Genomic DNA, 24,756 nt, shown 5'->3' on the forward strand with positions numbered 1-24,756 from the left:
AATTAGCTTCTCCGGACCTTTTAATTTAAAGTAGCTGCGTTTACGAATGTTGCGTCGCCATTATTTTGCGGGCCATGATCAAAGCTAATAAAGTAAGCGTTGCAGCGGCTGTTAGGTAATAACCCACATACTGCAAACCGTAGCTATTAGCCAGCTTTGTTGCCAGGTAAGGCGTTAAAGATGCGCCCAAAATACCTGCCAGCGTAAAAGCCAGCGATGCACCGGTATAACGTACCGATGCCGGGAATATCTCTGCCAGGGCCGTACCAATGGGCCCGTAAGTTAGGCCCATCAGGAACATACCTGTTGAGAGAAACAGGGTTGTAACCACTCTATCGTGCGATGAAAAGAACGGGGCAAACACCAACCCGAATACCATGATACATGCACTGGCCAAAATCAGCATGCGGTTTCGGCCAAACCTGTCTGCCACTACAGCCGATAGCGGTATACCCGCACCGAAAGCCAGCATGGAAATCATTTGCATCACCAGGAAATTATTTTTACTGAAGTTGAGTTTGGATGTACCCCAGCTTAAGGTGAATACCGTCATGAGGTAAAAAAGTAGAAATGTAGTTATAGTAGCCAGCGTGCCTAAAGTAATAGCTTTGGTATGCCTGGTGAAAACATCGGCAAAGGGCACCTTAGAGCGTTCGTTATTATCTATCACTTTGGTAAACTCAGGTGTCTCGGTGATTTTTAAACGTACGTACAAACCAAGCAATATCAGTACAGCGCTCGCGATAAAGGGGATACGCCAGCCGAAATTGATAAAATCCTGGTCGCTCATCACCTTTCCTAAAATATAAAACGTAGCGCTCGAGAGTAAGAAACCAATAGGCGCCCCCAACTGCGGGAACATGCCATACCAGGCCTTTTTATTTGCAGGTGCATTTTCTGTAGCCAGCAGAACAGCGCCACCCCACTCGCCGCCTAAACCTAAACCCTGCCCAAATCTGAAAAGCGCCAGCAGCAAAGGTGCAAAAATACCGATGCTGTCATATCCCGGCAACAGACCAATGGCAACGGTTGAAGGCCCCATGGTCATCAGCGCTGCAACCAGGGTAGCTTTACGCCCTTTCCTGTCACCAAAATGCCCGAACAACGCCGCGCCCAAGGGCCGTGCGAAAAAGGCCAGCGCAAATGTGGCTAATGATTCCAGCGTTGCCGAAGTAGGATCTGATGAATGAAAAAATAACTTGGGAAACACCAGCACTGCTGCGGTGGCGTATATGTAAAAATCGAAAAACTCGATAGTGGTGCCAATGAGGCTTGCCAGCAAAATACGGCCTGCCGAATTTGCAGAGGAGGCTTGTGGGTTCATGAACCAAACATATCAAATTAGATATAATTCACAAACACAGACGGATTGCCTTTTAACAGCTTAAATCTATCCTTTGGCCTTGGTAACGGTATGCCATATTTTAAAGCAGTTCTCATAAACGCCTTCAGCATCACGGATGATGAGCGAAACGTTTTCCTTCCGCGCCGGAAAGTGCAGATCAACCGAACGATAGATCTGTTGCAGCAGGTTGCCTAAACGATGCTCAACCTCAAAACGGGAGATGGAAATTACAATTTGATTAGCTACGGCGGTTACATGGCCATGAGCGCCCAGTTCTGCTTTTAAAAGACCTGCAATAGATGTGCAAAGGTCGGCCAGTGGTGAAAGTTCTAATGGATTCATGTTAGATAAGGATTTAAAGTAACCTGAAATTTGAACGTTCGTCCTTTAAACAAATATAATTATTAACAGCATATTCCCAAACAAATCCAGAGTAAAATAACCTATCGGTTTTACCATTAACTATCCTGTTTATCACATCGGCAAGTGTTGCCCCGCCACCCGGCAAAGCATCACAAAAAAGTTTAAAATATCCGCGGCTCACAATCGTCTTCACTATAATGTATACACCTCTCTTAGCTTTACATTCGGCAACGCGCTGGCTGGTGCTTTTGTTTGTCATAATTATGTTAATCCGCTCTTTTTGGGCGCTTAGGGCCAATACTAAATACACGTTGTGGGATAACCGCCTGCGTGTTATTACTTCATCAGTGTTGCATATCCAATTAGTATTTGGTGTATGGCTTTACATCATCAGCCCGGTTGTAAGTTATTTCTGGCAACACTTTAAACAGGCGGTGCACATGCGCGAGATCAGGTTCTTCGGGATGGAGCACGTGTTTATGATGCTGGCTGCAATCATCATCATGACCATTGGGAGTGTTAAAGTTAAACGACAGCCCACTGACCAGTTGAAATTTAAAACCCAGCTTATCTGGTTCAGTATAGGGCTGTTGATCATATTTACGTCCATCCCCTGGGCATTTTCTCCGCTCATCCACCGCCCCTGGATAAGAAATTTTTAAATTATTATTAACAAGTGCGGTTTCTGGTGTTTATGGCCTTTTGTTTGCATAGGTGATTATATGAGGGATAAAGTACTTGTAATTGAGGATGAGCCGGTAATTGGCGAAATGATGTGCATATTACTGGAGATAGAAGGCTATAAGGTGATTAGTTTAAGTGACACTGCATCGGCAATGCGAAAGCTTAAGAATGAGGAGGTTGCCCTGGTAATGCTTGATCTTAACCTTGCAGGTGAGGATGGACAACAAGTTTGCCGCTACATTAAGGAGCAACCGGATCTTAAACACACGCCGGTGGTGCTGGTTTCGGCTTCGCCTGACCTGCCACAAATTAAAGATAAATGTGGTGCAGACGATTACCTGAGCAAACCATTTGAGCTGCCGGATTTTGTGGAAAAAGTTAAAAGATTCACCGGTTCATCAAGTAACGTTGCCTAAACAAGATTTAGCGCAACTCATGATATACATTATCAGCCGATAAGGTGATAAACAAGAACGCCCCGGCAAAATTGCCGGGGCGTTCTTGTTATGTGATATACCCGTCGATCTATTTGCTTAAACGCGGGCGTTTAGGCTTAAAGTCTGATGAGGATGATCTGTTATCGTTATTGCGGTTATAGCTGTTACCACTATTGTAGTTGCGACTGTTACCATCGCCACTACCGTAGCTTTTATTACCGTAGCTGTTGCCACCACCGTAACCGCTATTATTAGTACGCGGCGGAAAACGCTTTTGAGAGGCCCTGTTACCGTTAACCGGCGCAGGCTTTTCTTCGGCAATGCGCACCTCTAATTTGCGGTCGCCAAATTCTTTGCCGTCTAAAGCCTCAATGGCCATCTGAGCGCCTTCGGCATCTTTCATGTGTATAAAGCCGAATCCTTTGCTTTGCTTGGTAAATTTATCGCGTACGATAGTAAGGATATCAATATCACCATGTGGTCCAAATAATTGGGCCAGGGACATTTCGTCCATTTCGCGTGGGAAACCCACCACAAATAATTTTGTCATAAGTAGAATACTGCGCCAAAGGTACGTTAAAACAACCTAATTTAAAACAGCAAGGCCCGCTTTTACGCAGGCCCTGTAAATATATGAATAATATATAACTATTTTACTTTCAGTAGCTTACCTGCAATGTCCTCCCAACGGTAAAAATGAAATGTTTTATCATCGCTCATGGCTACAAATAAGCCATGTTTAAAGGTATCATTCAGGGGTACGTTAACTACATCAGAGCCATCGCTTTGGCGGGCGGCCACGGGCACAACTTTTACAAGCTGATGCTCAAATTGATTCGCCGATGTACCTTCTCTGCTAAAAACCTGGAAACGGTTTGCCCCCTGGTCTGACACCAGGATGTAGCCAGTGCTGTCACCGGTTTTGTCGATGGAAATTCCTTCATGATCTGCTGCAAAACCGGTTGTACCAAAAATAGATAATTGCTTGTTGCCTTTATCAGGGTCGGCATAATACTGGCGTACGCCTACCTGTTCATCAGAGTAGTAAACATAGCCTAACTCATTATCCACCGCAATAGATTCTATTTCCTTTTTGCCGCTGTACTCGCCAAACTTACGTACTAATGATGCCTTTACGTTGCCGGTACCATCATCCTGTAATAAGTACTGCCAAATGTAACCGCCGGTTTTAGGCCCGCTTTTACGGCCCACCATGGCATACATTTTACCATCCTTAGCAGTGTAAATAGCAATACCCATCAGGTCGCGAAACTCAAAACCGTTCTCACCAACAAACATCTCAATCCCGCCGTTGTCAACCGGCTTCATATCGGGTACCGAGAAAATCCGCAGCTTGTGCGTCATGCGCTCGGTAGTGATCGCAATATCTGTAGGCTTGCCGTTAAGCATCAAGCCGTAAGCCAGGTCAACATTATTAGGGCGTTTTAGGCCACGCACAACTTTGTCTGCAATGATCTTGCCTTGCAGATCAAAAACATAAAGCGCACCGTCGGCATCCTTGTCTGTTCCAATTACCAGGCTTTTTGCCGGTTCTGCTTTGTTCACCCATATAGCCGGATCGTCAGTATCGTACTTAACCGGCTCAGTTATCACAACAGGTTTAACTTCATTGGGGTTAACCTGTGCATGGCATGCCACTGCCGTAATTGACAGAACCGACAACAGCGTGGCCATGCTTAAAAGATCTTTCTTCATTATTACAGTTTAGTTCCGTAAGCACCCATGTAAGTAGCAGGCTCCGGCGAGGTGTAAGTTATACCGTTACTCATCACGATACCCGTTTTGTAGAAACGTGTAAAACCGGTAGTGCCCTTACCCAATACAGGTGAATTACCTTGCAGATGGAAATCCCATGCAGTGTTAAAATCAGGACTTGTCACGGCATTGCTCAGCGGGTAATTGATGAATTTCGGATCGTTATCACCTGCTGTTGTTCCGCGTACATCATGCGTACCGCCTGTAACAACATCGTTTTTACCTACCTGAAATTGGTTAACGGTAGTTTGATCAAAACCGTAGTACCAGTTGTAATCGTTTTTAGAACGCGCATCTTCAACCTTTTTAGGATCGCGTTTGATACCGAAACGGGTGTTGGCAAACAAGTTGTTATAAAGATCGGCACGTACGGTAGCTTCTAACCAAACCGAACCACCTTTAGCAGTTGGCCTGCGCCAGCCGGTGTTAACCATGGTGTTGTTGTACGCTATGATGTATGCCTGCGGGTTACGGTCGCCACTGTTTGATAATTTGAGTGCATTGGTGTTACAGCTATAAACAAGGTTAAAGCCAACATCGGCCAAACAGCCCGATTTGAAGTTCATGGCCTCGCCGCCGGTTACGCCGGTAGTGTAAAAAACGTTGTTGGCAAAAATGATCTTACCACCTTCAATATAGGTGCAATCTTCCTGGAAATTGCGGATGATGCTGTTGGTAACCACCAGCTTGCCATTTACGTTCGAGAACCAAAGTGCAGGCAGGTTTTCACCGGCCGTAGCTTTGTAAAGACCCATTTTTACAGATGTGGAAGCATCAGATGTGGTGTTGCCGCCATACTCCAATATCGTGTTATCCAAAACCAGTTCGGCACAGGTTGGTGCGGCTAATATACCACCCCATAGCTTGCCAAATTTGTTATCCGGTGTGCGGTAAGCATCGCTAACGGTAAACTTTACCGGGTTGCCTGCAGTACCTAACGAATACAGGTTACCTTTAACAACAACTTCAGGTTTGGCAGTTGCATCCATCAAAACGGTTACACCTTCCTCTATGGTAAGCGATTTTCCTTCGGGGATGATGATGTCGCCTTTTATCTCGTGCACGCTGTTCTTTGCCCACACGCCAGATACCTCGCCCATGGCAGAGCCATTTTGTGGCGATGTATCTACATCAATGTTTGCCTTTTGGCAGCCGCTAAATGCCATAAGGGCAATGGTTGCAGCGGTTAATAGTTGTTTAAATTTCATGATGATATGCTTTTGTTTGATAACTGCTTCTTAATTGAATTTATACCTTAAACCTAACAGGTAGCTTTGGCCGTAGTAATCGGCACGGATAAGCGTTTGGTTATTTTTCACCAGGTCTTCTTTTATTTTATCATTGGCAGGGTTAGTACCTTTTATAAAGAATTTAGCCGGTGTGTTAAGTACGTTGTTTGCCTTAATGAACACGCTGAAGCTTTTCGCAAAGCGTTTCTCCGCAGAGATGTCCATTTGGATGAAACCTTTCTGCCACAGATCGTTATCCAGGAACTGCGATACTGTGTTGATGCGTTCGCCGGTGTATGCACCTGCCACCTGCGCATCCCAGCCCTTTTTGGTGTCTTTATACAACAAGGCAAAGTTTGCAATGTGATTAGACTGGCCGTAAAGCGGACGCGTTTGGTTAACTAAAAATGCTTCAATATCGCCTGTAGTTGGGTTTATCCTTCTTGATGTTTTTGGCGTAACGATACGCGAGTGGGTGTACGTGTAGTTTGCCTTTACACCTATTTTATTAAAAAACTTAATGTAGTCAAGTTCTATACCGTAGTTTTTAGCAGTTCCAAAGTTACCCGGGCTGTAGTACACATCCTGACCACGGGTTGCATCCGGCTGAAAGGTGTACTCTATAGGGTCTTTGATACGTTTGTAAAAGGCACCCACCAGTAACTGCTCTGATGCACCCGGAAAAAGTTCGTAACGCAGATCGTAGTTATCTGCAAGGGCGCGTTTCAAATTAGGGTTACCGCGCTCCTGGTATTCTTCGTTAACAATCTTGCTCGGCACTATCTCGTAAAAACCCGGGCGGTTAAGGGCTCGGTAGTATGACGCGTGTAATTGGGTTTTATCGGTAAAGCGATACTTAACAATTGCGCTTGGCAATACATCCGTGTATATCTGGCTGCCGTTCGGTTTGGTCTCACCTGCCGGGAAAAGCAGATTATAACCCTGGTTGGTATGCTCAACGCGCGCACCAGCAGTTATGTCCCATTTATCAGTATTGTATTTGAACATACCGTAACCGGCAGAGGTTTTTTCAGATGCATCATATGTAAGCGGGTTGGCAACTGCACCCGTAGGGTTGGTCACTACCAGGTTTAGCTGAGTGTAGTTTTGGAAATCAACACCATATTGCTTGTTGGCATCGGCTGCCAAAGGTGCCAGCGTGTAGTTGTTGTAAAAGCTACTACGTTGCTTATCCCGGTATAAACCACCTACAACAACATCTAACCTATCGGTGGTATTAGTACCTTTAAATATATTGTAAGTAAGGTCTAAGTAACCTGCTTTGTCTTCATCTGTATTACGTTCCCAGCGGCGCTGCACCGGTGAAGTATTTACCAATGATGTGCGTTTATCTACAAAATTTTGCTCTATTCCGTTTAAGCTGATGGTAGTATTATCAGGCACCTCGTTACGCGCTGAAGAATACACTGCAGACCATTGCACCTTAAATTTATCATCAAAAAATTTGTGATCACCATGCAGGGTGCTATTATATATCTGCTGTTTGGTTAAACGGCTACGCGTGGTATATGTTAGCTCGGCGTTGCCATTTGCAGGGTCATACACGCCATTGTATGTGGTACCGAGGGCATCGCGCAATTGCTGATTTTGCAAGTTGAAATAAGCATTGTACAGGCTTATCTTGTTGTTTTTATCAAACACGTAATCAACCTTTCCATGCAAACCTAAACGCTTCTGCTGTTCAGAGTATTCGCGGTAGCTTTTGCTGGTGATAACGGCATATTTATCTGTACCCGTATTTGACGAATTATAGAAGGTACTATTGCTACCGCGGTAGGTATTTTGGTAGCTGCCGGCCAATATTACGCCTAACTTGCCATCTAAAAAGCGCTGGCCGATTGACATGCTGCCCACAACGTTAGGAGCAGGTTTCTTACTGGTGTAATCAAGCGTTCCTTTGGTAAAATCAGCCTGGGTTGCGTTGTAATTACGGCCATTTAGCTCATACGGAGATTTATCCCTGATGCCAGATGAATTATAGCTGGTAAAGTTTCGGTCAAAAAATAACTGGTTATAACCGGTTGCAATATTGGCGTTCACCTGGAAATGGTCTGGTGCGCTTTTCATCACCATGTTGGTAACACCACCAATGGCGTCACCTTCAAGGTTTGGCGTTAGGGATTTGTGTACTTCCAGGCGATCTAAAAGGTCAGAGGGGAAAAGGTCGAGCGGTACGTAACGGTATTTGTTATCAGGGCTTGGCAGCTTTACGCCGTTTACCAAAGTATAATTGTAGCGTTTATCCATACCGCGGATAATGGCAAACTGTCCGTCGCCGTTGCTGTTACGCTCTATCGAAACGCCGGATACGCGCTGCATTACGTTAGCTACGGTAAGATCCGGCGATACTTCTATAGCCTTGCCTGATACAATGTTCATGATCTGCGTGGCGTTCTGCTCAATGCGGCGTGCATCACGGTCATTTGAGCCGCCGGTTGTTGAACGCACAACAACCTCGTTAAGATCTGTTGAAGCGCTCTCCATATAAAATTTAAAGCGCTCGTTATCTTCTTTAAGAATAGTTATCTCCTGGCGAATGGTTTTGTAGGTTAGATAACTGATACGGATGGTAGCCTTGCCTGGTTCCAAGCCCTTTATTTCAAAGGAGCCGTCAAGGCCGGTGGTAGTTGCCTTTCCTTTGTTCTCTAAAACAACGGTAGCGCCTACCAGCACCTCGCCCGATTGTTTATCATATACACGGCCCTTTATTTTTGTGGCGCTGGCTACGGTAGCGCAAAAAAGCAATGGCAATAAGATCTGTAAAAGTTTGTTCATTGTTGTTGGGTTTCGTCAATAGTTTTTTGATGACGCTGCAAAGGTGTGTATACGCCCAAATACAAATGAAATTTTGACCGTTACCAAAAGGCAACAGCGTTACAAGTGCCGTATACCGAAAGGCAACATAAGTTTAAAAGTAAATGATATTCAATTACTTATGATAAATAAAAACCGCCATTATGGTTTTATTATCGTTACATTAAGAAAATGTTAACTGCTTTAAGATGTGGTTATACGGCTTTGTGGAGAGGTGATTGTAACGGTGGAATGGCTTAAATAATCTTTTACGTGTTGTTGTTGTTTTATCTTCTTGGAGACTTACTCACCCGGTCTACGTTACGCTGGACTTCTCTCTCTGCTGCCAGCAGCAAAGAGGGAAAAAATACATCTTTACTCTCTTTTCGTGCAGCGAAGAGAGGGTCGACAAGCGCCAGCAATGTCGGGGTGAGTCGATATGAAAGCGATATTTATAAAGCCTCTACAATGTTTGTATAAACGCCGACAAATTATCCCCCTGCTGGATATTCAGTTTTTTACGAAGGCGGTAACGGGACACACGTAAGCTGTCTGTAGATATGCCTAAAAGAGTAGCTATATCGGCAGAGTCAAGATTCATCTTGATAAGAGCTATCAGGCGCATATCGGCAGATGTAAGTTCCTGACTAAAGGCCCGCAGGCTATCAAAGAATTGCTGGTGCACCTGCTCAAACGCTACGGTAAACTCGCGCCAGTGCTGCTCATGGTTAAAATTCTCATTTATCTCAGCTATCAGCTGCTGCATCTGCTTTTTCTGGTCGCGGCGGTCGTCTTTCACCATCGCCTGTAGTTTGCTGCGCATCTGTTCCAAAAACTGGTTGTTTTTGATCAGATTGAGCGTATGGTTTGATAGCTCGCGGCTTTTAATATCAAGTTGCTGTTTAAGTCCCTGTTCTTCCAGTTGTTGGTTCTTAAATTCTAACTGCATCACTTCGTGTTCTGCAGCTTTCTGGCGGGCAAGCAATTGTTGGTCGCGCAATTTTAAACGCTGCCTGCTAAAGATCACTATCCCCAAAATAACCAACAAAACTACCACTACGGCCACGGCTACACCAATAATGCGATTAAGCTTGCGTATGTTGTTCAGGCGTGCTATTTCATCGCTCTTTTTGTTAAAATCATACAAAACCTGTAAAAATGTAGTTTGCTTTGCCCCATCAAGGGAATATACCTCAAGCGAATATCTCCTGCTTAGTTCCGAATAATGATACGCGCTATCCGTTTGCCCCATCAACTCAAAGGTTTTGCCCATATCTTTTGTGCATGATGCCATTTGGTAAACGTTGCCCATTTGGCTTGCCAGTTGCAGGGCATGGCGGGTTTGCAACAGGCTTTCTTTGTACTTGCCCGTTTTGCGCAGTATATCCCCTAAATTGTTTATTACTTCTATACTTCCTACCTCATTATGCTGGTCGCGGTATAATTGAAGTGACCTGCTAAAGCTTACATAGGCAGAATCAAACTTTGCCAGATCTTCATAAATGCTGCCCAGGTTCTCATATATTTTGGCAGCACCCTGCTTAAAATTAGCCTGCTGATATTTTAAAAGCGCCTGGTTTTGGTAATAAAAGGCACTATCATACTTACGCGTTTTCTCGTAAAGGTGCCCTATGCTGCCCAATACCTGTGCCTGCCCCTTAATATCGTTTTGACGTGTGTAAATGGCCAATGCCCTGTTATAGTACGTACGCGACCTGTCAGTCTGTTTGTTATAATAATACAACAAACCCATATCGCCCATGTTAGCTGCTGATAGTAATGGTTGTTTAGCTTCGGTAAAAAGCTTATCGGCGTGCAGGTAAAAATCAAGGGCCTGGCTGTAATGCCCCTGATTGTAACAGATAGTGCCCATTTGTTGCAGGCATAATCCTTCGCTTGTTTTATCCTGTTGCTCCTGTGCTTTAGCGTATAGCTGCCTCAGCATGATCAGCGCGCTATCCGGGTGCTTTTGTGCCAACACTTTTGCTGCCTGCAGGTTAACGCTTTGCGCACGCAACTCCAAAGTTATTACACAAACCAATAATAAAGTGGAAAGATATTTCAGCATCAGCAAATTGCTTCGTTAACAAGTGGCGTTGCAAAATAAGCGGTTACATATTAAATTAATGTTAAGCAACCGGCGCTTATAAACATATATGAAAATGCCGCTATGCCGTTTTTAAGCAGGATATTTATTTGATAATGATGAACGATTACTACATTTGAGCCCGGTTGAAGCATATTATTTACAATATCGCACTGACCCTAACCGTTTAAAACTGAAACAAAACAGCAAAAGAATGAAGTTTTTAAAAGCGATCTACCTTCCATTACTTATTGCAGCTTCGGTAGCTATACTACCGGCTTGTAAATCAAAGAAACCAATAGTACAGGCCCCGCCGCCACCGCCGCCGCCAAAGGCAGCACCAGCACCAGCGCCAACCCCGCCGCCGCCACCGCCTGCACCAGCTCCGGCACCGGCCCCACCAGATTATAACTTTAAGAACATACAGTTTGAGTTTAACTCAGGCATATTAAAAACTACCGCCTACCCGATATTAGATAAGGCCGTTGCCGAAATGAAAAAGGATGCATCTGTCAACTTCCAGCTTAACGGTAACTCATCTGCAGAGGGCAGCGAACAACATAACATGGATCTTTCAGTAGAGCGTGCCAACTCGGTAAAAACTTACCTGGTTAATAGCGGCATTGATGCCAGCCGCCTGATAGTAAAAGGCTTTGGCGAAAGTAAGCCATTGAACGGTAACAAAACAGAAGAAGAACGCGCTGTTAACCGCCGCGTTGAGATACAAAAACTATAATTGTTTTTGATTAATCAAAACGGCCCGTGCTTGGTAAAGCACGGGCCGTTTTTGCTTTACAACCCGGTTGATTTTGTTACCTTTAAAATCAACATTCAACTTAGCCTTTGAAACAAGACATCTATAACAAGCTCCATGCTGAAGGGCTGCTAAACGACGATAGCCTTCAAAAACTTAAAATCCGCGACGAAACGCCCCTTTTATCCATACACCGGGAACTTAACGTTATCATGTACCTGGGCGTGGTGCTGCTTACCGGGGGTTTAGGAACGCTTATTTACAAAAACATTGATACAATTGGCCATCAGGCGGTATTAGGTATCATAGCGATGATCACCGTAGGCTGCTTTTATTACTGTTTTAAGCACAAAAAGCCTTTCAGCAAACAGAAAATGCCCTCACCTACTATGGGCTTTGATTACGTTTTGTTATTAGGTAGTATCACATTGGTCATATTTATCGGTTACCTCCAATATCAATACAATGCATTCGGTATAAATTATGGCCTGGCCACTTTTGTACCTATGGTGCTGTTGTTTTATATCGCTTACAACTTTGATCACCTGGGCATTCTCAGCATGGCAATAGTAAACCTGGGCATCTGGATGGGGGTATCTATCACACCAAAGACCTTGCTGATGATGGGTGAATTTAATACGCCGAAACTCATCAACACTTATTTGGTTTTGGGCGCGATTTTACTTTCTACTGCATATCTCAACGCTCGTTTGGATATCAAAAAGCATTTCAAATTTAGTTACCAAAACTACGGTACACATATAGTTTTCGTAGCGCTCATTGCAGGTTTCTTTCACTATTTTGAGCAAAGCCTGTCGCTGGTTTACGTTGCGGTAGTGTTTACATTTGCAGGTTATATGTATAGGGAAAGTTTTAGAGAGCGTTCATTCTATTTTATAATGATATCGATAGTTTATGGCTACATCGCTTTATGTGGGCTCGTAATTAAGATATCGGTAGATGCCAAGCTGGACGGTATGGAATTTTTCTATTTGTTGCTGATGGTATTCATCGCATCTGTAATAGGGCTTATCATATTACTCGTTAACATTAATCGTAAACTAAAAGCCGATGATCATATATAATAAACTATGGCTTGATAATTTACGAGTTGTTAAAATGGTACAATCTGATCATGAGTCTGGATACATTAGCAAGGATGAGTTGACTGCCATAAAACAACACTATCACGTAGGTTTTTACCTGCCTAAAATAGTTGGTCGTGTAGGGTTCTTCATTCTTACTTTAATTGCTCTTGCACTTATAACAGTATTGTTGAGTTTAGCAACCGGTTGGACAGGTTTCTTTGAATCTCCCTACTGGTGGTTGTTTCTCAGCTTTGCTTACTATACCTGTACCGAATTGATGACACGTACAAACAACTACTTCCATTCGGGCATTGACAATGCCTTGCTGTATTACAGTGCCGGGCTATTTACTTTTGCCATTGTATGGATCTTTAGCAACCCGCGGTATGGGGCGTTTGGAGAGATACCACAATTTATCATTCTGCTCGTTGCTGCTGTTTTGCTTACACTTCGCTTTGCGGATGTTTTAGTGGCTGCAGGCAGCTGCGTTTGCTTTTTTAGTCTGATTTATTTCAGTTGGACAAAACTGGGAAGCTTTGGTATGGCTACTATGCCTTTTTTAATGATAATTGTTGCAGCCACGGCCTACTATCTGCTTAATAAAATGCGCAGGAACGATAAGCTTGCTTATTATCATACATGTATTGATGTTGCGCGTTGCGTAGCTTTAATAGTATTTTACCTTTCCGGTAATTACTTTGTAGTAAACAAGTTAAATAATCTTTTACACCATCTTGCTGATAACAATACCTACGTAAGGTTAGGATTTTTCTTTTGGGTGTGGACCATGTTGATGCCTGCGGTGCTGGTAGCAATAGGTATTCGCAGTAAAAGTAGTTTTTTGCTGAGGCTTGGACTACTGATAACGGCTGCAGCGGTAGCTACATTCAGGAATTACTTTCATCTGCTGCCTATTGAAGTAATGCTCACCATTGGCGGCGCAATACTGCTATTGTTAGCCTACACTGTTATCAGGTATTTAAAGCAGCCAAAACATGGCCTAACCTCGGCTCAACTGGAAAAAGCAAAAGATTGGGACAGATTAAATATCGAAGGCTTTGTAATAGGCCAAACCGGATCATCAATTACAACCACTAACGCAGCACAGCAAACGCCTTTTGGCGGTGGCACAGGTGGTGGCGGCGGCTCAAGCGGAAGTTTTTAAAACCGTTATTTCTTCAACAAATCGGCTGGGCTGACCGGGTTGCTTAACAACTGACCAAATAGTTCCCATCGCTTTTGCGGGTTACTGGTTTTACCGCCATTGCGTTCGATGTAGTCTTTTACAAGATCCTGGCCGTAGTTGTAGTTGATAACGTAGCTGCGATATTTTTTAATAAAATCCATTGATTTATCAGCAGTTTCATCATTCATGAGGCAGTATTTACGCAGGTAGTTACGTGCCTTGCTGGGGCTCATGGTATCGTTTATTAAACCGCGGGCGGCTTCGTTACGGGCGTAGTTCAAGCGGTTCTTGATGGCAAGGGCTTTAAAATACAGGTCGGCACCGGCGGTATCCAAACCGGCCATCGGCAACAACACACTCTTGGCAAACTTCACTTTTTCATCGCCCGGGAAAGCCATCTCAATACCGAAGTTTGCGCTTCCCTCGGCTATTAATGATTGCGGACTGAATAGCGGATATAAAGATATTTCAACCCATCCCCTGTCGTGATACAGGTTTTTCTCTAACAGCATGTTATAAACATGGTGACCGGGATAGCTTTCATGGCTTCCTACGTCAATGGCCCTGTCGATAAATATTTTAATATCGGTGTTGATCTGCACATCACTTTTATAATTGCCTTTGTACCAGTTATAGCCGTTCCACGGTTTATCATTTACCAGCTCAAGTGTTAAACTTTCGCCTACGGGCAGTTTAAAATGTGCGATAGTACGTTTACGCGCTTCGGCTATAGCGGCCTTCATCACCGGTTCAATTTTATCCTTCGGGATGACAAACTTATTAGCCAGTTTCTGAAACCTGTCGTTCACGTTTCCTTTGCCCGGCAGGATGCTGTCCAGTTTATCTAACTCAGCCTTAAAATACTCCTCGGCATAGGCGGGCGCGGCAACGCCGAATAGCTCTTTAGATTCCTCGTCAAACGAAATGGACTCACCGGCAAAATTGCGAACGCGGCGGTTAAAGGCCATCAACTGGTTGTAGATCCAGCGTGCACGGATACGGTTAGAGTCTATTTTGGCATCATCACCGGCTATTTTTATGCTGTTCATCAACTCGTTGATGGATGCCAGGATACTATCGCGCGGAAAATCGTCTTTATCAACCTTTTCGGTAAGTTCTTTAGGTTTCAGGGAGTCGGGGCCGTAGTAGGCATCTACAAAATCTTTGTCGTACTGGCCGATAGTGAGGCCAAGGGTAACATATTGCTGGGCCAACTTATTCAGTTTTTTTCCTTCAACACTATCTGATGCTCTTTGCTTGCACGAAAGCGCGAACAACACGGGCACCAGTAACAACAATTTCTTCATACGGTAGCTTTGTAAAATGTGCTGCAAGGTAACAAATCCATTTCATTTAAGGTTTGTACCAGTTTTCAACGATGTGGTGAATGTCAAACTTTAGCGCTAATAACCATCCTGCTTTGCATTTAAAGCACAGATACCCTATCATTGCGAAATATTATCTACTGTTCTAATAATCATGACTCAACAAAAAGGATTTACTACCACCCTGCTCCACGCCGACCGTTTACGCAAACCTGAATTTGGCGCTTTGCACCAGCCTATTCACACTGCCGTAACGTGGGGCTTTGATGATGTGCAGGACCTGGTGAACGTATTTCAGAATAAGGCTAAAGGGTTTGCTTATTCGCGCCAGGGTAACCCCACCACGGCAGCGTTGGAGAGCAAGATAACCATGATGGAAAAAGGCATTGCCACGGTAAGTTTTTCTACCGGTATGGCAGCCATAATGGCAACTGTCTTCGCACTGGTAAAAGAGGGAAGCCATATTATTGCCAGCTCTTTTTTATTTGGCAACAGCCGAAGTGTGCTTACCACCTTTACTGAAATGGGGCTTGATATCAGCTTTGTTGATGCCACATCTGTTGAGAACGTTAAGGCAGCCTGCAAGCCCAACACCTGTATGGTTTTTGCTGAGACCATTGCCAACCCGGCTACTCAAATTGCCGACCTGCAGGCCATAGGCGACCTTTGTGAAGAAAAAGGATTGATCTACGTGGTAGATAACACCATGACCTCGCCATATATATTTACACCTTATGATGTAAAGGCATCTTTAGTAGTAAACTCGCTAACCAAATACATTGGTGGGCACGGTAACGCACTCGGTGGTGCGGTGACCGATACCGGCCTGTATAACTGGGCTAATTACTCCGGCATAGCCGAGGTGTTGCGGCAGCAAATTAAACCGGAACTTTTGGGCATTACGCAGATCCGCAAACGGGGCCTGCGCGATGGTGGTGGTACACTTGCCCCTGAAGCTGCACACAACCTATCGGTAGGTGCAGAAACACTTGCATTGCGCCTGGAGCGCTCATGCGGTAATGCCATGGCTTTGGCCGAATATCTGGATAGCCACCCGTTGGTTGACAAGGTTTACTACCCGGGCCTGCCGGACCACCCGCAGCATGAGTTATCAAAAAAATTGTTCCGCCTGCATGGTGGGTTGATGAGCTTTGCGTTGAAAGATGGTGTAGATGTTTTTGCCTTCCTTAATAATTTAGAGGTGGTTATCAAAAGCAGTAACCTGGGCGATACCCGCACGCTGTCTATCCCGGTTGCGCAAACTATTTTCTTTGAGTTGGGTCCGGAACGCCGCGCCGAAATGGGCATCCCTGAAGGTATGATCCGTTTATCTGTAGGTATTGAAGACCGCGAAGACCTGCTTAACGACTTTAAGAAAGCATTTGATGCCATTTCCTGAACAATACCGCGCCCGGCTGGTTTAATTATAAACTGGGAAAGCCATGGAGAAGTTCAATCTTAATATTAAATACAACAAAAAGAACTTAGCGCTGGAGGTAAAGGAATATTTGCATCACAGCCATCAGCGTTGTAAGATCGAGGTTTTTCAGGATGAAAAGTTACTGGTTAGCTTTAATCCGGACGACCATGAAACGCTATCGGTTTGCCAAAACCCCGCGCAGTTGGATAATAAACTGGTGCATTTGATAGCTGATAAAATTGAAGAGAAAATAGATTTGTTGGGATAGAATAAGCTAAAGTTCGTCAGTCTGAGCTCGTCGAAGACCTACCTGCGCGATACTGGTTCGACAGGCTCACCAGGACAGCAGAGATAATAAGAAAGCCAGCGCAATGCGCTGGCTTTCTTATTACTAAAACGTGTCATTGCGAGGAGGAACGACGTGGCAATCTCCTCGCGTTCGTCTAAACGCCATGAGATTGCCACGCTACGCTCGCAATGACACTTAAAAATAAATTACAGATCCGTTGCTCCCGGCTTTTCAGCAAGGGCCTTCACCATTTCATCGGCAACCGGATCAGCGGAAAGGCCGTAACCATTAACCAGCACGCCTTTCATGTTATATTTTTCTGATGAAATAGCATAAACTATTGCCTCATCATCAGGGTTTGAATCGCCCTCAAAACGGTAATGCTTATCAACCACAAAATCTTCGGGATGCAGTTGTAATTGGTTACCTGCGCATTTAAGGCAGTTCTCAGTAAGGTTAAAATCTTCGGTATATCCTTTCTCGCGAAGGTTATTGATCACTTCGCTTACGGTGGTCATCTGTTTCATAAGTACAAAATTGCAATTAAAATTATCTGCTAACTGCTACTGTTTTTACATTGTGAACGGGCGCAGCGGCACGCGATGTGTTATCGCATTTACCTAATAGCGTGTAAATAATAATAAAGATAACAATTGTAGACAAACACCCGCCGCCAAGTTTTTTAGCACCCCAGGCAGCAATTAATGCACGGAAAAATTTATTCATGCCTTTTTAACACCGAAATGGGGTAGATGGTTTGGCATAAAAGAATTTTAGGGTGGCGTGATCAATTTACATTTTTTAACTCACCCCAACATCGCTGACGCTTGTCGACACTCTTTTCGCTACACTAAAAGAGGGTGAAAGGTTTAATCTCTTTGCTGCTTGCAGCAGAGAGGGTGGTCGGTAAAGCGTAGACCGGGTGAGTCCACCGGTCGAGAGGCTCTTACGCGACTATACCCCTCCCTGCCTGTGCTCTCAGCCAACGCATCGCTCCCAAGGGAGGGGATTAATATATTTAATCAGATATTACACCAATACGTCCACTTGATGGTAAGCTGCCTGTTTTTAATAGTAAAGGGCGATGGGATAGAATTATCGCCGTAAACAATGAACAGGTCTGATGCCGGCTTGTAGCGCCATTGTAACCTGCTATTGATGTTCATGTTACGCGCCTGCTCATTGTATTGTACAAATGTTGTAAAGTACAAGGTATTGGTAAATGTAACATCAGCACGCGGACCAATCAACCAAAATTTATTACGACCGTATGGCGCGGGCAAATGCAGGTCGTTGTATGAAACATTAACCAGCAAATTAACATAAGGCTGAAAACGGTAGCCCACCTGCCCTATCAGCGTGTTTTTGGTTCCGTTATCGTAATAGCCACCGCGCGCGGCCTCAACCAGGTAAGTAAATACGCTCTGCGGTTTCGATGTATATTGTATATCAATCGTGCTCCAGTGGTTTTCAAAACCTGTTGGCAACGGGGTTTTACCGGTGTTGGTTGGGTCAAACGGCTGTAGCAGTTTCACATAATCATTTAATCCTGATACCGTTAGCGTTGCCCTGTTCCGGAAGGTGATCAAATAGCTTAGGATGGTCTCGTTATCAGTAGGCTTGTAACGCTCATCAAAAAAGTAAGTGCCGCTTATCTGTGGCCCGTGCGATAGGATGATACCATTCTTAGGCAAAAAGTTATGTTGCAGCAACGGCGCAAGTTTATTGTAGCCTTTCCGCGGTACGTAGCCCGATTCTGCATTGTAGTTTCGGCCAACATACTGTTGCTGCAGGGCTATGGTCCAGTATTTACTCAGGTATTGCAGGTTAGCCGCCTGCACATAATCGTGCCCGCTTACACCCGGACTAAATGATTTAAGCCCCAAAAGCTTACCCGTCCATTGGTTATTTGATGATGCCAGGTTATATTCCACGCCCAGGTTTCGGTTGTAGGCCGATCCTTTGCTATCCGGGTTTGGGGCGCTGCCAGTTGCATCTTTATTTACGAACATGATACCGATGTTTGATCGGGAAAATACCCTGCGCTGCAAGGTAACCACACCAAAGTTTTGTGCCGATAGGTTATCCGAGCTTGATTGGCCTGTCTGGATATCCATTACCCCCACCCGCCAGTTCTTATCTATTTTACCTGTTAACCTTGCCCCTCCGCGGATAGGCGCATTTAAACCCACCCTGCGCGAAAAGAAAGGCCGAATATCCGCATAGCCAAAGTTGGCAAACAGGTCGCCGTTCTCTAAAAAGAACTGCCTTTTCTCCGGGAAGAACAGCTCGTATCTGTTTAGATTGATCACCTGCTGGTCCACATCCACCTGTGAGAAATCAGGGTTAACGGTAAGGTCGAGGTTGAGTGATGAAGTGAGGCCTATCTTTACATCTCCCCCTATTTCTTTACGCCAAACAGCATCTTTATTATGCTCAAAATCCTTAGTAATACCACCCAGGGCGTACGGGATAAGCGAAATGTTATGCGTTGCCACAGGAGGTGCCTCGTCCCAAACCAATGTACCGGTATAAGCCAAAGCCGCTGTCGGGAACTGCCGCGGAACAGGTGCCCAGGCCGATTTTTCGGTGCTCTTCAGGTCGTTACGACTAAAGTTGATGCCCCACTCTTTGATGCCTTTTTTGTAGCGGATACTTTTAAACGGGATAGCGGCTTCAAAAACCCACTTATCGGGGTAGGTCTTTACAACTGAGTACCATTTATTGTCCCAGCTCAGGTCAACCTTGCTCCCCTCAAACATTATCCCGTCCCACTGTGCACCAACGGCATTAGCGCCAAAAGTGAAGCCATCCGTACGGGCATCAAAGGGGTCCATAAAAAAAATAAAGTTATCGTTCTTCAGAAAACTGAAATCGCGCTTAAGCGACTCCACCATATAGCCCGGCGTGGGCGTATAACAAACTGCCGAAATGTAAAAGTTGTTATCATCATAGGCCGTGCGCACAACCGTATTTAAATTAGCGTAGCTGGTATCCATAGGTAATACCATGTAAAACCTGCCGGTGCTATCGGCGTTAAGCCAATCGCTCTCATCAAGCAAACCATCAATTTTAATGGCACCTTTTGCCCGTTTAATATGCAATTGATAATTAGCGTTCTTTTTCTGCGCGAGGGCGGCATTGCAAAGCAGCACAACGCCAAGCAGCAGTATCAGTTTAAGTTTAGTCAAAATTGGTACGGTAACAGTGTGAGATAATACCAGCGCCTTTGGTGGGGGCGATACACAATAATATTGATAATGCATTACACTACCTAATTAGTGGGGTATAATCTTTTAAACCATACACGTTATTGTTACATTAGCACCCTTAACAATTAAGCGGTTATGAGCAACCTGCAGCATGCTTTCGGCAATATTGATATTTACTTGTTCGACCAGTTACTGAAAGGCACTTTTGATAACTGCCCGGATATTTTAGATGCAGGCTGCGGTGGCGGAAGGAATATTATTTATTTTCTGCAAAATGGTTTTAACATACATGGTATAGACCCCAACGCCGAAGCTATTGAGCAGGTAAAACAAATGGCTGCAATACTTGCACCTACGCTGCCTGCAGATAATTTTAAGGTTGCTGCTGCAGAAGCATTACCTTATGAGGATAACATCTTTGACCTGGTTATCAGCAGCGCCGTGTTGCATTTTGCCAATGATCATAATCATTTTGATGCCATGCTACGGTCAATGTGGCGGGTGATAAAGCCGGGCGGTTACCTTTTTGCACGCCTGGCATCAACTATTGGCATTGCTGACAAAGTACAGGAGTTGGGTAATGGCCGTTATGTACTGCCCGATGGTTCGCAACGCTACCTGGTTGATGAGGGTATGCTGATGGAATACACCGTTGACCTTGGGGGTGAATTATTTGAGCCGATAAAAACCACCAATGTACAAGGCTTGCGCTGTATGACCACCTGGTGCCTGCGAAAGACAGGTAACAAGCAGCAACCTTCGCCAGCTAAAAAGCCGTCAAAAACCCTGTTTTAAATTATTGCTTTAGCCATTGCAGATCGCACTCCAGGTTTTTGTCCCAATTGCCGGTGCGGGCGGCAGCATCGTAAGTTGACTGCAGGAACTGTAACAATGTTGCTTCCGGGTCTGCCGATTGCTGTACAACTTCATAAGTAATCATAAACTCGCCCATCTCGCCGCTATAAAATGCCTGCGGAGGGCTGACTTCCTGCTTGGCAAATTCATCAGGTGTTGGGTAGCAGTAGGAATAAAATACCGGCTGCGGAAAGGCTTCGCTGCCCGGCCAAAAACCGCATGAACTTACCTCGTGCGAATATGCTTCCTGCATTACCTCTACCGGCATATTTGGCGCACCACCGGGATGCTTAGGCGCTTTGCGGCCACTGAAACGGGTCACTGCCAGATCAAAAGCGCCCCAAAAGAAATGTACCGGACTGCACTTGCCCAAAAAACCTGCTCTAAATCTTGTAAACACATTATTGATACTCACCAGTGCCTGCCAAAGGGTATGCATAGCCTCGGGGTTATACAAACATGGTGCAGTATTTTCTGCAAAAGGAATAGCCGTTTGCAACTCGTTTGGTACGGCATAGATCTCCACGTTAACACATACGGCCTTCAGCTTATCCATCAGCGTATGATAAAAATCGGCAATGGTGGCTGCCCCTAACGAGCCTGTACATTTACCACCTGTGCTGGTTGTAATGTGCAGCTGATGGTTCACCAGGTCGAGATCTATCTGAAAAATACCATCCTCGTAAGGGATGCTTCCGGTAGTTAAGCCATTAGCGCTCACATACAAAGTAACCTGCCAGGAGTGGTTTATCCAAGGCGATTTTTTCAAACGTACCTTGCCTATCATCTGCGTCCACATGTGTACGGTGGCAATGGTATCTTTCAGGTAATGAAAATCAAGAACAGGCCAGTTGTGTGTTGATTTGCTCATAATGGTACTACAAGTGAGGGGGAGGAATTGTTGGAGCCTCACCCCAACCCCTCTCCAAAGGAGAGGGGCTTTGTCTTTACCCTCTTTTCGCGCAGCGAAGAGGGGGTCGACAAGCGTAGCGGTGTCGGGGTGAGTTAATTGACGAGTTGACTCACCCCGTCCCTATTGCTATCGGGATGCGCGACCCTTTCTGCTACGCAAAGAGGATGAGGAAATAAGCCATGTCATTGCGAGGAGTCCCGATGGCTATCGGGACGACGTGGCAATCTCCTCGCGTGGCACTAACGCGATGAGATTGCCGCGCTATCGCTCGCAATGACACGGTTCTTTTTTACACGTGTCTTTCTTAAGAAGGATTGGCGTATGCCTAAAAAAGCAATGGGCCTTGCGGCCCAATTACTTTAGTTAGCAGTTTAGTAGTTTGATGCCGCGGGTAGATTCGAACTACCGTGTAAGGTTTTGCAGGCCCTCACCTATCCTCTCGGTCACGCGGCTTAAAATTTTCAGAAGCCTTATTTATTAGGCTGCGGCGTAGTTCTCAGGTAAGGTTTCACCTCTTTGAAACCTTTAGGGAACTTAGCCGGAATATCTTCGGTTTTTATGGCCGGTAACACTACCACATCCTCACCGTCTTTCCAATCGGCCGGGGTAGCAACGCTGTGGTAAGCGGTTAACTGCAACGAATCTATCACCCTTAAGATTTCCTGAAAGTTGCGGCCGGTTGATGCCGGGTAGCTAATGATCAGTTTGATCTTTTTGTCGGGACCGATGATGAACAATGAACGTACGGTAGCCGTTAGCGAAGCATTAGGGTGGATCATATCATAGGCCTCAGAGATCTTACGGTCCTCATCGCCGATAATGGGGAAAGTTACCTCTACGTTCTGCGTTTCGTTAATGTCGTTGATCCAGCCTTTGTGCGATTCAACGTTATCAGTGCTTAAAGCAAGCACCTTTACGTTACGTTTCTCAAATTCGTCTTTTAATGCAGCCGTTTTTCCCAACTCGGTAGTACATACCGGGGTATAATCGGCAGGATGCGAGAAAAGTACCCCCCAGCCATCGCCAAGGTATTCGTAAAGGTCAATTTCGCCTTTTGATGTTTGCGCCTTAAAGTTTGGGGCATCGTCGCCAATTCTTAAACTCATGGTTCTAATTTTTTAAGTTGAATATTTAAACAGCTTTTAAATAAGCCTGCTATTGGTAAAATAGTTTCAATAATATATCCGGAAGTAAGCGATAGATGGGCTGTAACAGTGATATCCTGCGGCAATGCAGGTCGTTTAAATCAGCTTATCTGTCTCAGTACTAATTAGTACAAAGCAGGAATTAGCACCTTTTACCAAGCGGTACAGGTTGCTAAGACTTCGCAGGGCCCTTCCCTCGGTCTTTCTGGATAAGTATATTTAAAGAACGATAACGATACAAAAATAAATAAAAACTACAAATTTGGTAGTCTTTTATTTAAAATATTATAAGTTATTGATAATGAGGGATAAATATTTAAGAATAGCAATACTGACAATTTTTTGTCAGCGTTCACGGTGTTCACAAGTGTTCATGGCGTGAACGTGAACACCTGTAAAAGCCGCTTTAACGACAGTTGATAATGGCAATTTGTCCCATATCAGCTTAAAAACAGAAGGCGATGCGATCAATTGCATCGCCTTCTACCCTAAGACTAACATATAACTAAGCCTATTTGCCGTTCAGTTTTTTGATCAACTCTACCTCTTCAGGCTTGTAAGGAGTACCATCCTTGCGGAAAATATCATGGAACCACTCTTTGGGTTCGCCGCCATTTGGCATTGGGGTGTCCCAGGCATAAATGGTGTTGGTTTTACCGGCTACGAAGCCCCAGTTAAGCGCACCAACATTCTCTTTCTTTAACATGGGCATAACCGTTTCAAAGCGACTGTTGCGCGTGCGGGCCATGTATTCGGTACAGATCAACGGCCTGCCGTGTGTTTTCAGCATCTGGATGGTTTTCAAATGCGAAGGCTCCTCAGTGTAATCGTGGTAAGTGATCACGTCAGAATTTAACGCCTGGTAAGCGTTTAGCTTCTCAAACGACCAATCCCACAAACCAACAGATAGCGGCTGTGAAGGGTTTACCGCTCTTGCCCAGGTAAACACTTTTACCAGCAGGTCCATTGAGGCATCTTTCTTTTTAGAGTTGCCCGGCTCGTTGTAAAGGTCCCAAAGCAATATGCGTTTATCGTTTTTAAAGGCGGTCATTACGTCGGTTACGTAAGCTTTTAGCATAGCTTCCTGGCCAGGCGTACCCAGGCGGTTACCCGGATCCTGCAGCCAACCTGAATTATGTACGCCGGTTTTTGGCGCAGGCTGTTTACCAATTTTTGCATCAGCGTTCCAGCAATCATCAAAAAAAACAAACATGGTTTTAATATGGTGCTTATCTGCAATGGCTAAATAATCGTCTATGCGTTTTTTAAAGCCGGGTTTACCCTGTTGCCAGGCAAGACTGTATAAGAACACACGCATAGTATTAAAGCCTATCCCCTCCGCGTAGCCTAATTCTTTGTCTATGGTTTTAGGATCAAAGCTATCAGCCTGCCACATTTCTAACTGGTTGATAGCCGTGCTGGGTATAAAATCAGCGCCGCTCATCCATTTGTGTTGCGCATACCAGGTGTTTGCTTTAGCCGCCGGCCATACTTTGGCTACCGGAGCGTTTTGTGCAATTGTATTAACAGAAGTGGTGCTGATAAATGCCGCAGCAAGGGCTGTTAACAAAGTAAATCTCATAAGTTTTTAAATTGGTAGCGGTAAACTTATAAAAAAATGTCAATAGTACATATATCATAAGAAAACAGATCTGTTGAATCAGCAATATTTGTGATATTAAAAATATTGATAATCATAAAAGTTGTAAAACACTTAAATTAAGTAGCTTGTCGTCTTAAAATATATAGTATTTTTACACGGTTAATTTTAATAACCAAACAGAAAAGCAAACGTATACACGCGATAGTTTTAGCCGATTGAGTTTCGATTTTGT

The 24,756-nt window shown here is 44.6% G+C and carries 23 protein-coding genes, 1 tRNA gene and 1 riboswitch; of the genes, 8 read left to right on the forward strand and 16 right to left on the reverse strand.

Going from position 1 to position 24,756, the window contains the following annotated elements:
• Nucleotides 1-40 precede the first annotated feature (40 nt).
• The 3 genes from INP83_RS19765 to INP83_RS19775 form a co-directional block, all read right to left on the reverse strand.
• Nucleotides 41-1,324, reverse strand: coding sequence for an MFS transporter (locus INP83_RS19765; protein ID WP_219125622.1), 1,284 nt, complete (start codon nucleotides 1,322-1,324; stop codon nucleotides 41-43).
• A 66-nt stretch (nucleotides 1,325-1,390) separates the two neighbouring features.
• Nucleotides 1,391-1,687: a hypothetical protein gene (locus INP83_RS19770; RefSeq protein ID WP_146272874.1), complete on the reverse strand. Its 297-nt coding sequence runs from the start codon at nucleotides 1,685-1,687 to the stop codon at nucleotides 1,391-1,393.
• A gap of 13 nt (nucleotides 1,688-1,700) precedes the next feature.
• On the reverse strand, nucleotides 1,701-1,967 hold the full coding sequence (locus tag INP83_RS19775; protein ID WP_219125623.1) for a hypothetical protein: 267 nt from the start codon (nucleotides 1,965-1,967) through the stop codon (nucleotides 1,701-1,703).
• Between the two features lie 4 nt (nucleotides 1,968-1,971).
• On the opposite strand from INP83_RS19775, the gene INP83_RS19780 reads away from it, so the two are divergent.
• Nucleotides 1,972-2,370: a hypothetical protein gene (locus tag INP83_RS19780; RefSeq protein WP_219125624.1), complete on the forward strand. Its 399-nt coding sequence runs from the start codon at nucleotides 1,972-1,974 to the stop codon at nucleotides 2,368-2,370.
• A gap of 60 nt (nucleotides 2,371-2,430) precedes the next feature.
• Entirely contained in the window at nucleotides 2,431-2,808 is a 378-nt protein-coding gene (locus INP83_RS19785) for a response regulator transcription factor (RefSeq protein ID WP_146272871.1), read from the forward strand.
• Between the two features lie 109 nt (nucleotides 2,809-2,917).
• Here INP83_RS19785 and INP83_RS19790 read toward each other — a convergent pair whose 3' ends face one another.
• From INP83_RS19790 to INP83_RS19810, 5 genes are all read right to left on the reverse strand, one after another.
• On the reverse strand, nucleotides 2,918-3,379 hold the full coding sequence (locus INP83_RS19790; RefSeq protein WP_219125625.1) for an RNA-binding protein: 462 nt from the start codon (nucleotides 3,377-3,379) through the stop codon (nucleotides 2,918-2,920).
• Nucleotides 3,380-3,477: 98 nt separating this feature from the next.
• Nucleotides 3,478-4,545 (reverse strand): phytase, encoded by a 1,068-nt coding sequence (locus INP83_RS19795; RefSeq protein WP_219125626.1) that lies wholly within the window; start codon nucleotides 4,543-4,545, stop codon nucleotides 3,478-3,480.
• A gap of 2 nt (nucleotides 4,546-4,547) precedes the next feature.
• Nucleotides 4,548-5,813: a right-handed parallel beta-helix repeat-containing protein gene (locus INP83_RS19800; protein ID WP_219125627.1), complete on the reverse strand. Its 1,266-nt coding sequence runs from the start codon at nucleotides 5,811-5,813 to the stop codon at nucleotides 4,548-4,550.
• Between the two features lie 30 nt (nucleotides 5,814-5,843).
• The gene (locus INP83_RS19805) at nucleotides 5,844-8,630 is read right to left on the reverse strand and encodes a TonB-dependent receptor (protein ID WP_219125628.1); all 2,787 of its coding nucleotides are present in this window, start codon (nucleotides 8,628-8,630) and stop codon (nucleotides 5,844-5,846) included.
• A 481-nt stretch (nucleotides 8,631-9,111) separates the two neighbouring features.
• Complete coding sequence (locus tag INP83_RS19810; protein ID WP_219125629.1) at nucleotides 9,112-10,716, reverse strand: tetratricopeptide repeat protein; 1,605 nt, start codon at nucleotides 10,714-10,716, stop codon at nucleotides 9,112-9,114.
• 232 nt (nucleotides 10,717-10,948) lie between these two features.
• Between INP83_RS19810 and INP83_RS19815 the strand changes: the two genes are divergently transcribed.
• The 3 genes from INP83_RS19815 (at nucleotide 10,949) to INP83_RS19825 (ending at nucleotide 13,741) form a co-directional block, all read left to right on the forward strand.
• Nucleotides 10,949-11,470, forward strand: a complete 522-nt coding sequence (locus tag INP83_RS19815; protein WP_219125630.1) for an OmpA family protein — start codon at nucleotides 10,949-10,951, stop codon at nucleotides 11,468-11,470.
• A gap of 107 nt (nucleotides 11,471-11,577) precedes the next feature.
• Complete coding sequence (locus INP83_RS19820; RefSeq protein WP_219125631.1) at nucleotides 11,578-12,573, forward strand: DUF2157 domain-containing protein; 996 nt, start codon at nucleotides 11,578-11,580, stop codon at nucleotides 12,571-12,573.
• A complete protein-coding gene (locus INP83_RS19825; RefSeq protein ID WP_219125632.1) occupies nucleotides 12,560-13,741 on the forward strand; it encodes a hypothetical protein in 1,182 nt (393 codons plus the stop codon). The genes INP83_RS19820 and INP83_RS19825 overlap by 14 nt, the downstream gene beginning before the upstream one ends.
• Before the next feature lie 5 nt (nucleotides 13,742-13,746).
• On the opposite strand, the gene INP83_RS19830 is transcribed toward INP83_RS19825, so the two are convergent.
• The gene (locus INP83_RS19830) at nucleotides 13,747-15,069 is read right to left on the reverse strand and encodes a hypothetical protein (RefSeq protein ID WP_219125633.1); all 1,323 of its coding nucleotides are present in this window, start codon (nucleotides 15,067-15,069) and stop codon (nucleotides 13,747-13,749) included.
• Nucleotides 15,070-15,241: 172 nt separating this feature from the next.
• Between INP83_RS19830 and INP83_RS19835 the strand changes: the two genes are divergently transcribed.
• Complete coding sequence (locus tag INP83_RS19835; protein ID WP_219125634.1) at nucleotides 15,242-16,486, forward strand: cystathionine gamma-synthase family protein; 1,245 nt, start codon at nucleotides 15,242-15,244, stop codon at nucleotides 16,484-16,486.
• 43 nt (nucleotides 16,487-16,529) lie between these two features.
• Complete coding sequence (locus tag INP83_RS19840) at nucleotides 16,530-16,775, forward strand: hypothetical protein (protein WP_219125635.1); 246 nt, start codon at nucleotides 16,530-16,532, stop codon at nucleotides 16,773-16,775.
• Between the two features lie 227 nt (nucleotides 16,776-17,002).
• On the opposite strand, the gene INP83_RS19845 is transcribed toward INP83_RS19840, so the two are convergent.
• From INP83_RS19845 to INP83_RS19855, 3 genes are all read right to left on the reverse strand, one after another.
• Nucleotides 17,003-17,323 carry a phosphoribosylpyrophosphate synthetase gene (locus INP83_RS19845; RefSeq protein ID WP_219125636.1) on the reverse strand — a complete coding sequence of 107 codons (321 nt, stop codon included), beginning with the start codon at nucleotides 17,321-17,323 and terminating at the stop codon, nucleotides 17,003-17,005.
• Nucleotides 17,324-17,345: 22 nt separating this feature from the next.
• Nucleotides 17,346-17,522 carry a hypothetical protein gene (locus INP83_RS19850; RefSeq protein WP_186458795.1) on the reverse strand — a complete coding sequence of 59 codons (177 nt, stop codon included), beginning with the start codon at nucleotides 17,520-17,522 and terminating at the stop codon, nucleotides 17,346-17,348.
• A gap of 296 nt (nucleotides 17,523-17,818) precedes the next feature.
• Nucleotides 17,819-19,987, reverse strand: a complete 2,169-nt coding sequence (locus INP83_RS19855; protein ID WP_219125637.1) for a carbohydrate binding family 9 domain-containing protein — start codon at nucleotides 19,985-19,987, stop codon at nucleotides 17,819-17,821.
• Between the two features lie 156 nt (nucleotides 19,988-20,143).
• Here INP83_RS19855 and INP83_RS19860 point away from each other — a divergent pair, with 156 nt between their 5' ends.
• Complete coding sequence (locus INP83_RS19860; RefSeq protein ID WP_219125638.1) at nucleotides 20,144-20,803, forward strand: class I SAM-dependent methyltransferase; 660 nt, start codon at nucleotides 20,144-20,146, stop codon at nucleotides 20,801-20,803.
• 1 nt (nucleotide 20,804) lies between these two features.
• On the opposite strand, the gene INP83_RS19865 is transcribed toward INP83_RS19860, so the two are convergent.
• From INP83_RS19865 to INP83_RS19880, 4 genes are all read right to left on the reverse strand, one after another.
• Nucleotides 20,805-21,734 (reverse strand): DUF5996 family protein, encoded by a 930-nt coding sequence (locus INP83_RS19865; RefSeq protein ID WP_219125639.1) that lies wholly within the window; start codon nucleotides 21,732-21,734, stop codon nucleotides 20,805-20,807.
• A 424-nt stretch (nucleotides 21,735-22,158) separates the two neighbouring features.
• A tRNA-Cys gene (locus INP83_RS19870) sits at nucleotides 22,159-22,229 on the reverse strand.
• Nucleotides 22,230-22,246: 17 nt separating this feature from the next.
• Entirely contained in the window at nucleotides 22,247-22,882 is a 636-nt protein-coding gene (locus INP83_RS19875; RefSeq protein ID WP_219125640.1) for a peroxiredoxin, read from the reverse strand.
• A 142-nt stretch (nucleotides 22,883-23,024) separates the two neighbouring features.
• Nucleotides 23,025-23,137: riboswitch (SAM riboswitch) on the reverse strand.
• Between the two features lie 295 nt (nucleotides 23,138-23,432).
• Nucleotides 23,433-24,503, reverse strand: a complete 1,071-nt coding sequence (locus tag INP83_RS19880) for a cellulase family glycosylhydrolase (protein ID WP_219125641.1) — start codon at nucleotides 24,501-24,503, stop codon at nucleotides 23,433-23,435.
• Nucleotides 24,504-24,756: the final 253 nt, after the last annotated feature.

Source organism: Mucilaginibacter sp. 21P, assembly GCF_019331605.1.
Lineage (GTDB): Bacteria > Bacteroidota > Bacteroidia > Sphingobacteriales > Sphingobacteriaceae > Mucilaginibacter > Mucilaginibacter achroorhodeus.

What these genes read in the sequence shown, in the direction of transcription:
- INP83_RS19765 (WP_219125622.1), bottom strand. Translation starts at nt 1,324, where the DNA reads ATGAACCCACAAGCCTCCTCTGCAAATTCGGCAGGCCGTATTTTGCTG.
- INP83_RS19770 (WP_146272874.1), bottom strand. Translation starts at nt 1,687, where the DNA reads ATGAATCCATTAGAACTTTCACCACTGGCCGACCTTTGCACATCTATT.
- INP83_RS19775 (WP_219125623.1), bottom strand. Translation starts at nt 1,967, where the DNA reads ATGACAAACAAAAGCACCAGCCAGCGCGTTGCCGAATGTAAAGCTAAG.
- INP83_RS19780 (WP_219125624.1), top strand. Translation starts at nt 1,972, where the DNA reads ATGTTAATCCGCTCTTTTTGGGCGCTTAGGGCCAATACTAAATACACG.
- INP83_RS19785 (WP_146272871.1), top strand. Translation starts at nt 2,431, where the DNA reads ATGAGGGATAAAGTACTTGTAATTGAGGATGAGCCGGTAATTGGCGAA.
- INP83_RS19790 (WP_219125625.1), bottom strand. Translation starts at nt 3,379, where the DNA reads ATGACAAAATTATTTGTGGTGGGTTTCCCACGCGAAATGGACGAAATG.
- INP83_RS19795 (WP_219125626.1), bottom strand. Translation starts at nt 4,545, where the DNA reads ATGAAGAAAGATCTTTTAAGCATGGCCACGCTGTTGTCGGTTCTGTCA.
- INP83_RS19800 (WP_219125627.1), bottom strand. Translation starts at nt 5,813, where the DNA reads ATGAAATTTAAACAACTATTAACCGCTGCAACCATTGCCCTTATGGCA.
- INP83_RS19805 (WP_219125628.1), bottom strand. Translation starts at nt 8,630, where the DNA reads ATGAACAAACTTTTACAGATCTTATTGCCATTGCTTTTTTGCGCTACC.
- INP83_RS19810 (WP_219125629.1), bottom strand. Translation starts at nt 10,716, where the DNA reads ATGCTGAAATATCTTTCCACTTTATTATTGGTTTGTGTAATAACTTTG.
- INP83_RS19815 (WP_219125630.1), top strand. Translation starts at nt 10,949, where the DNA reads ATGAAGTTTTTAAAAGCGATCTACCTTCCATTACTTATTGCAGCTTCG.
- INP83_RS19825 (WP_219125632.1), top strand. Translation starts at nt 12,560, where the DNA reads ATGATCATATATAATAAACTATGGCTTGATAATTTACGAGTTGTTAAA.
- INP83_RS19830 (WP_219125633.1), bottom strand. Translation starts at nt 15,069, where the DNA reads ATGAAGAAATTGTTGTTACTGGTGCCCGTGTTGTTCGCGCTTTCGTGC.
- INP83_RS19835 (WP_219125634.1), top strand. Translation starts at nt 15,242, where the DNA reads ATGACTCAACAAAAAGGATTTACTACCACCCTGCTCCACGCCGACCGT.
- INP83_RS19840 (WP_219125635.1), top strand. Translation starts at nt 16,530, where the DNA reads ATGGAGAAGTTCAATCTTAATATTAAATACAACAAAAAGAACTTAGCG.
- INP83_RS19845 (WP_219125636.1), bottom strand. Translation starts at nt 17,323, where the DNA reads ATGAAACAGATGACCACCGTAAGCGAAGTGATCAATAACCTTCGCGAG.
- INP83_RS19850 (WP_186458795.1), bottom strand. Translation starts at nt 17,522, where the DNA reads ATGAATAAATTTTTCCGTGCATTAATTGCTGCCTGGGGTGCTAAAAAA.
- INP83_RS19860 (WP_219125638.1), top strand. Translation starts at nt 20,144, where the DNA reads ATGAGCAACCTGCAGCATGCTTTCGGCAATATTGATATTTACTTGTTC.
- INP83_RS19865 (WP_219125639.1), bottom strand. Translation starts at nt 21,734, where the DNA reads ATGAGCAAATCAACACACAACTGGCCTGTTCTTGATTTTCATTACCTG.
- INP83_RS19875 (WP_219125640.1), bottom strand. Translation starts at nt 22,882, where the DNA reads ATGAGTTTAAGAATTGGCGACGATGCCCCAAACTTTAAGGCGCAAACA.
- INP83_RS19880 (WP_219125641.1), bottom strand. Translation starts at nt 24,503, where the DNA reads ATGAGATTTACTTTGTTAACAGCCCTTGCTGCGGCATTTATCAGCACC.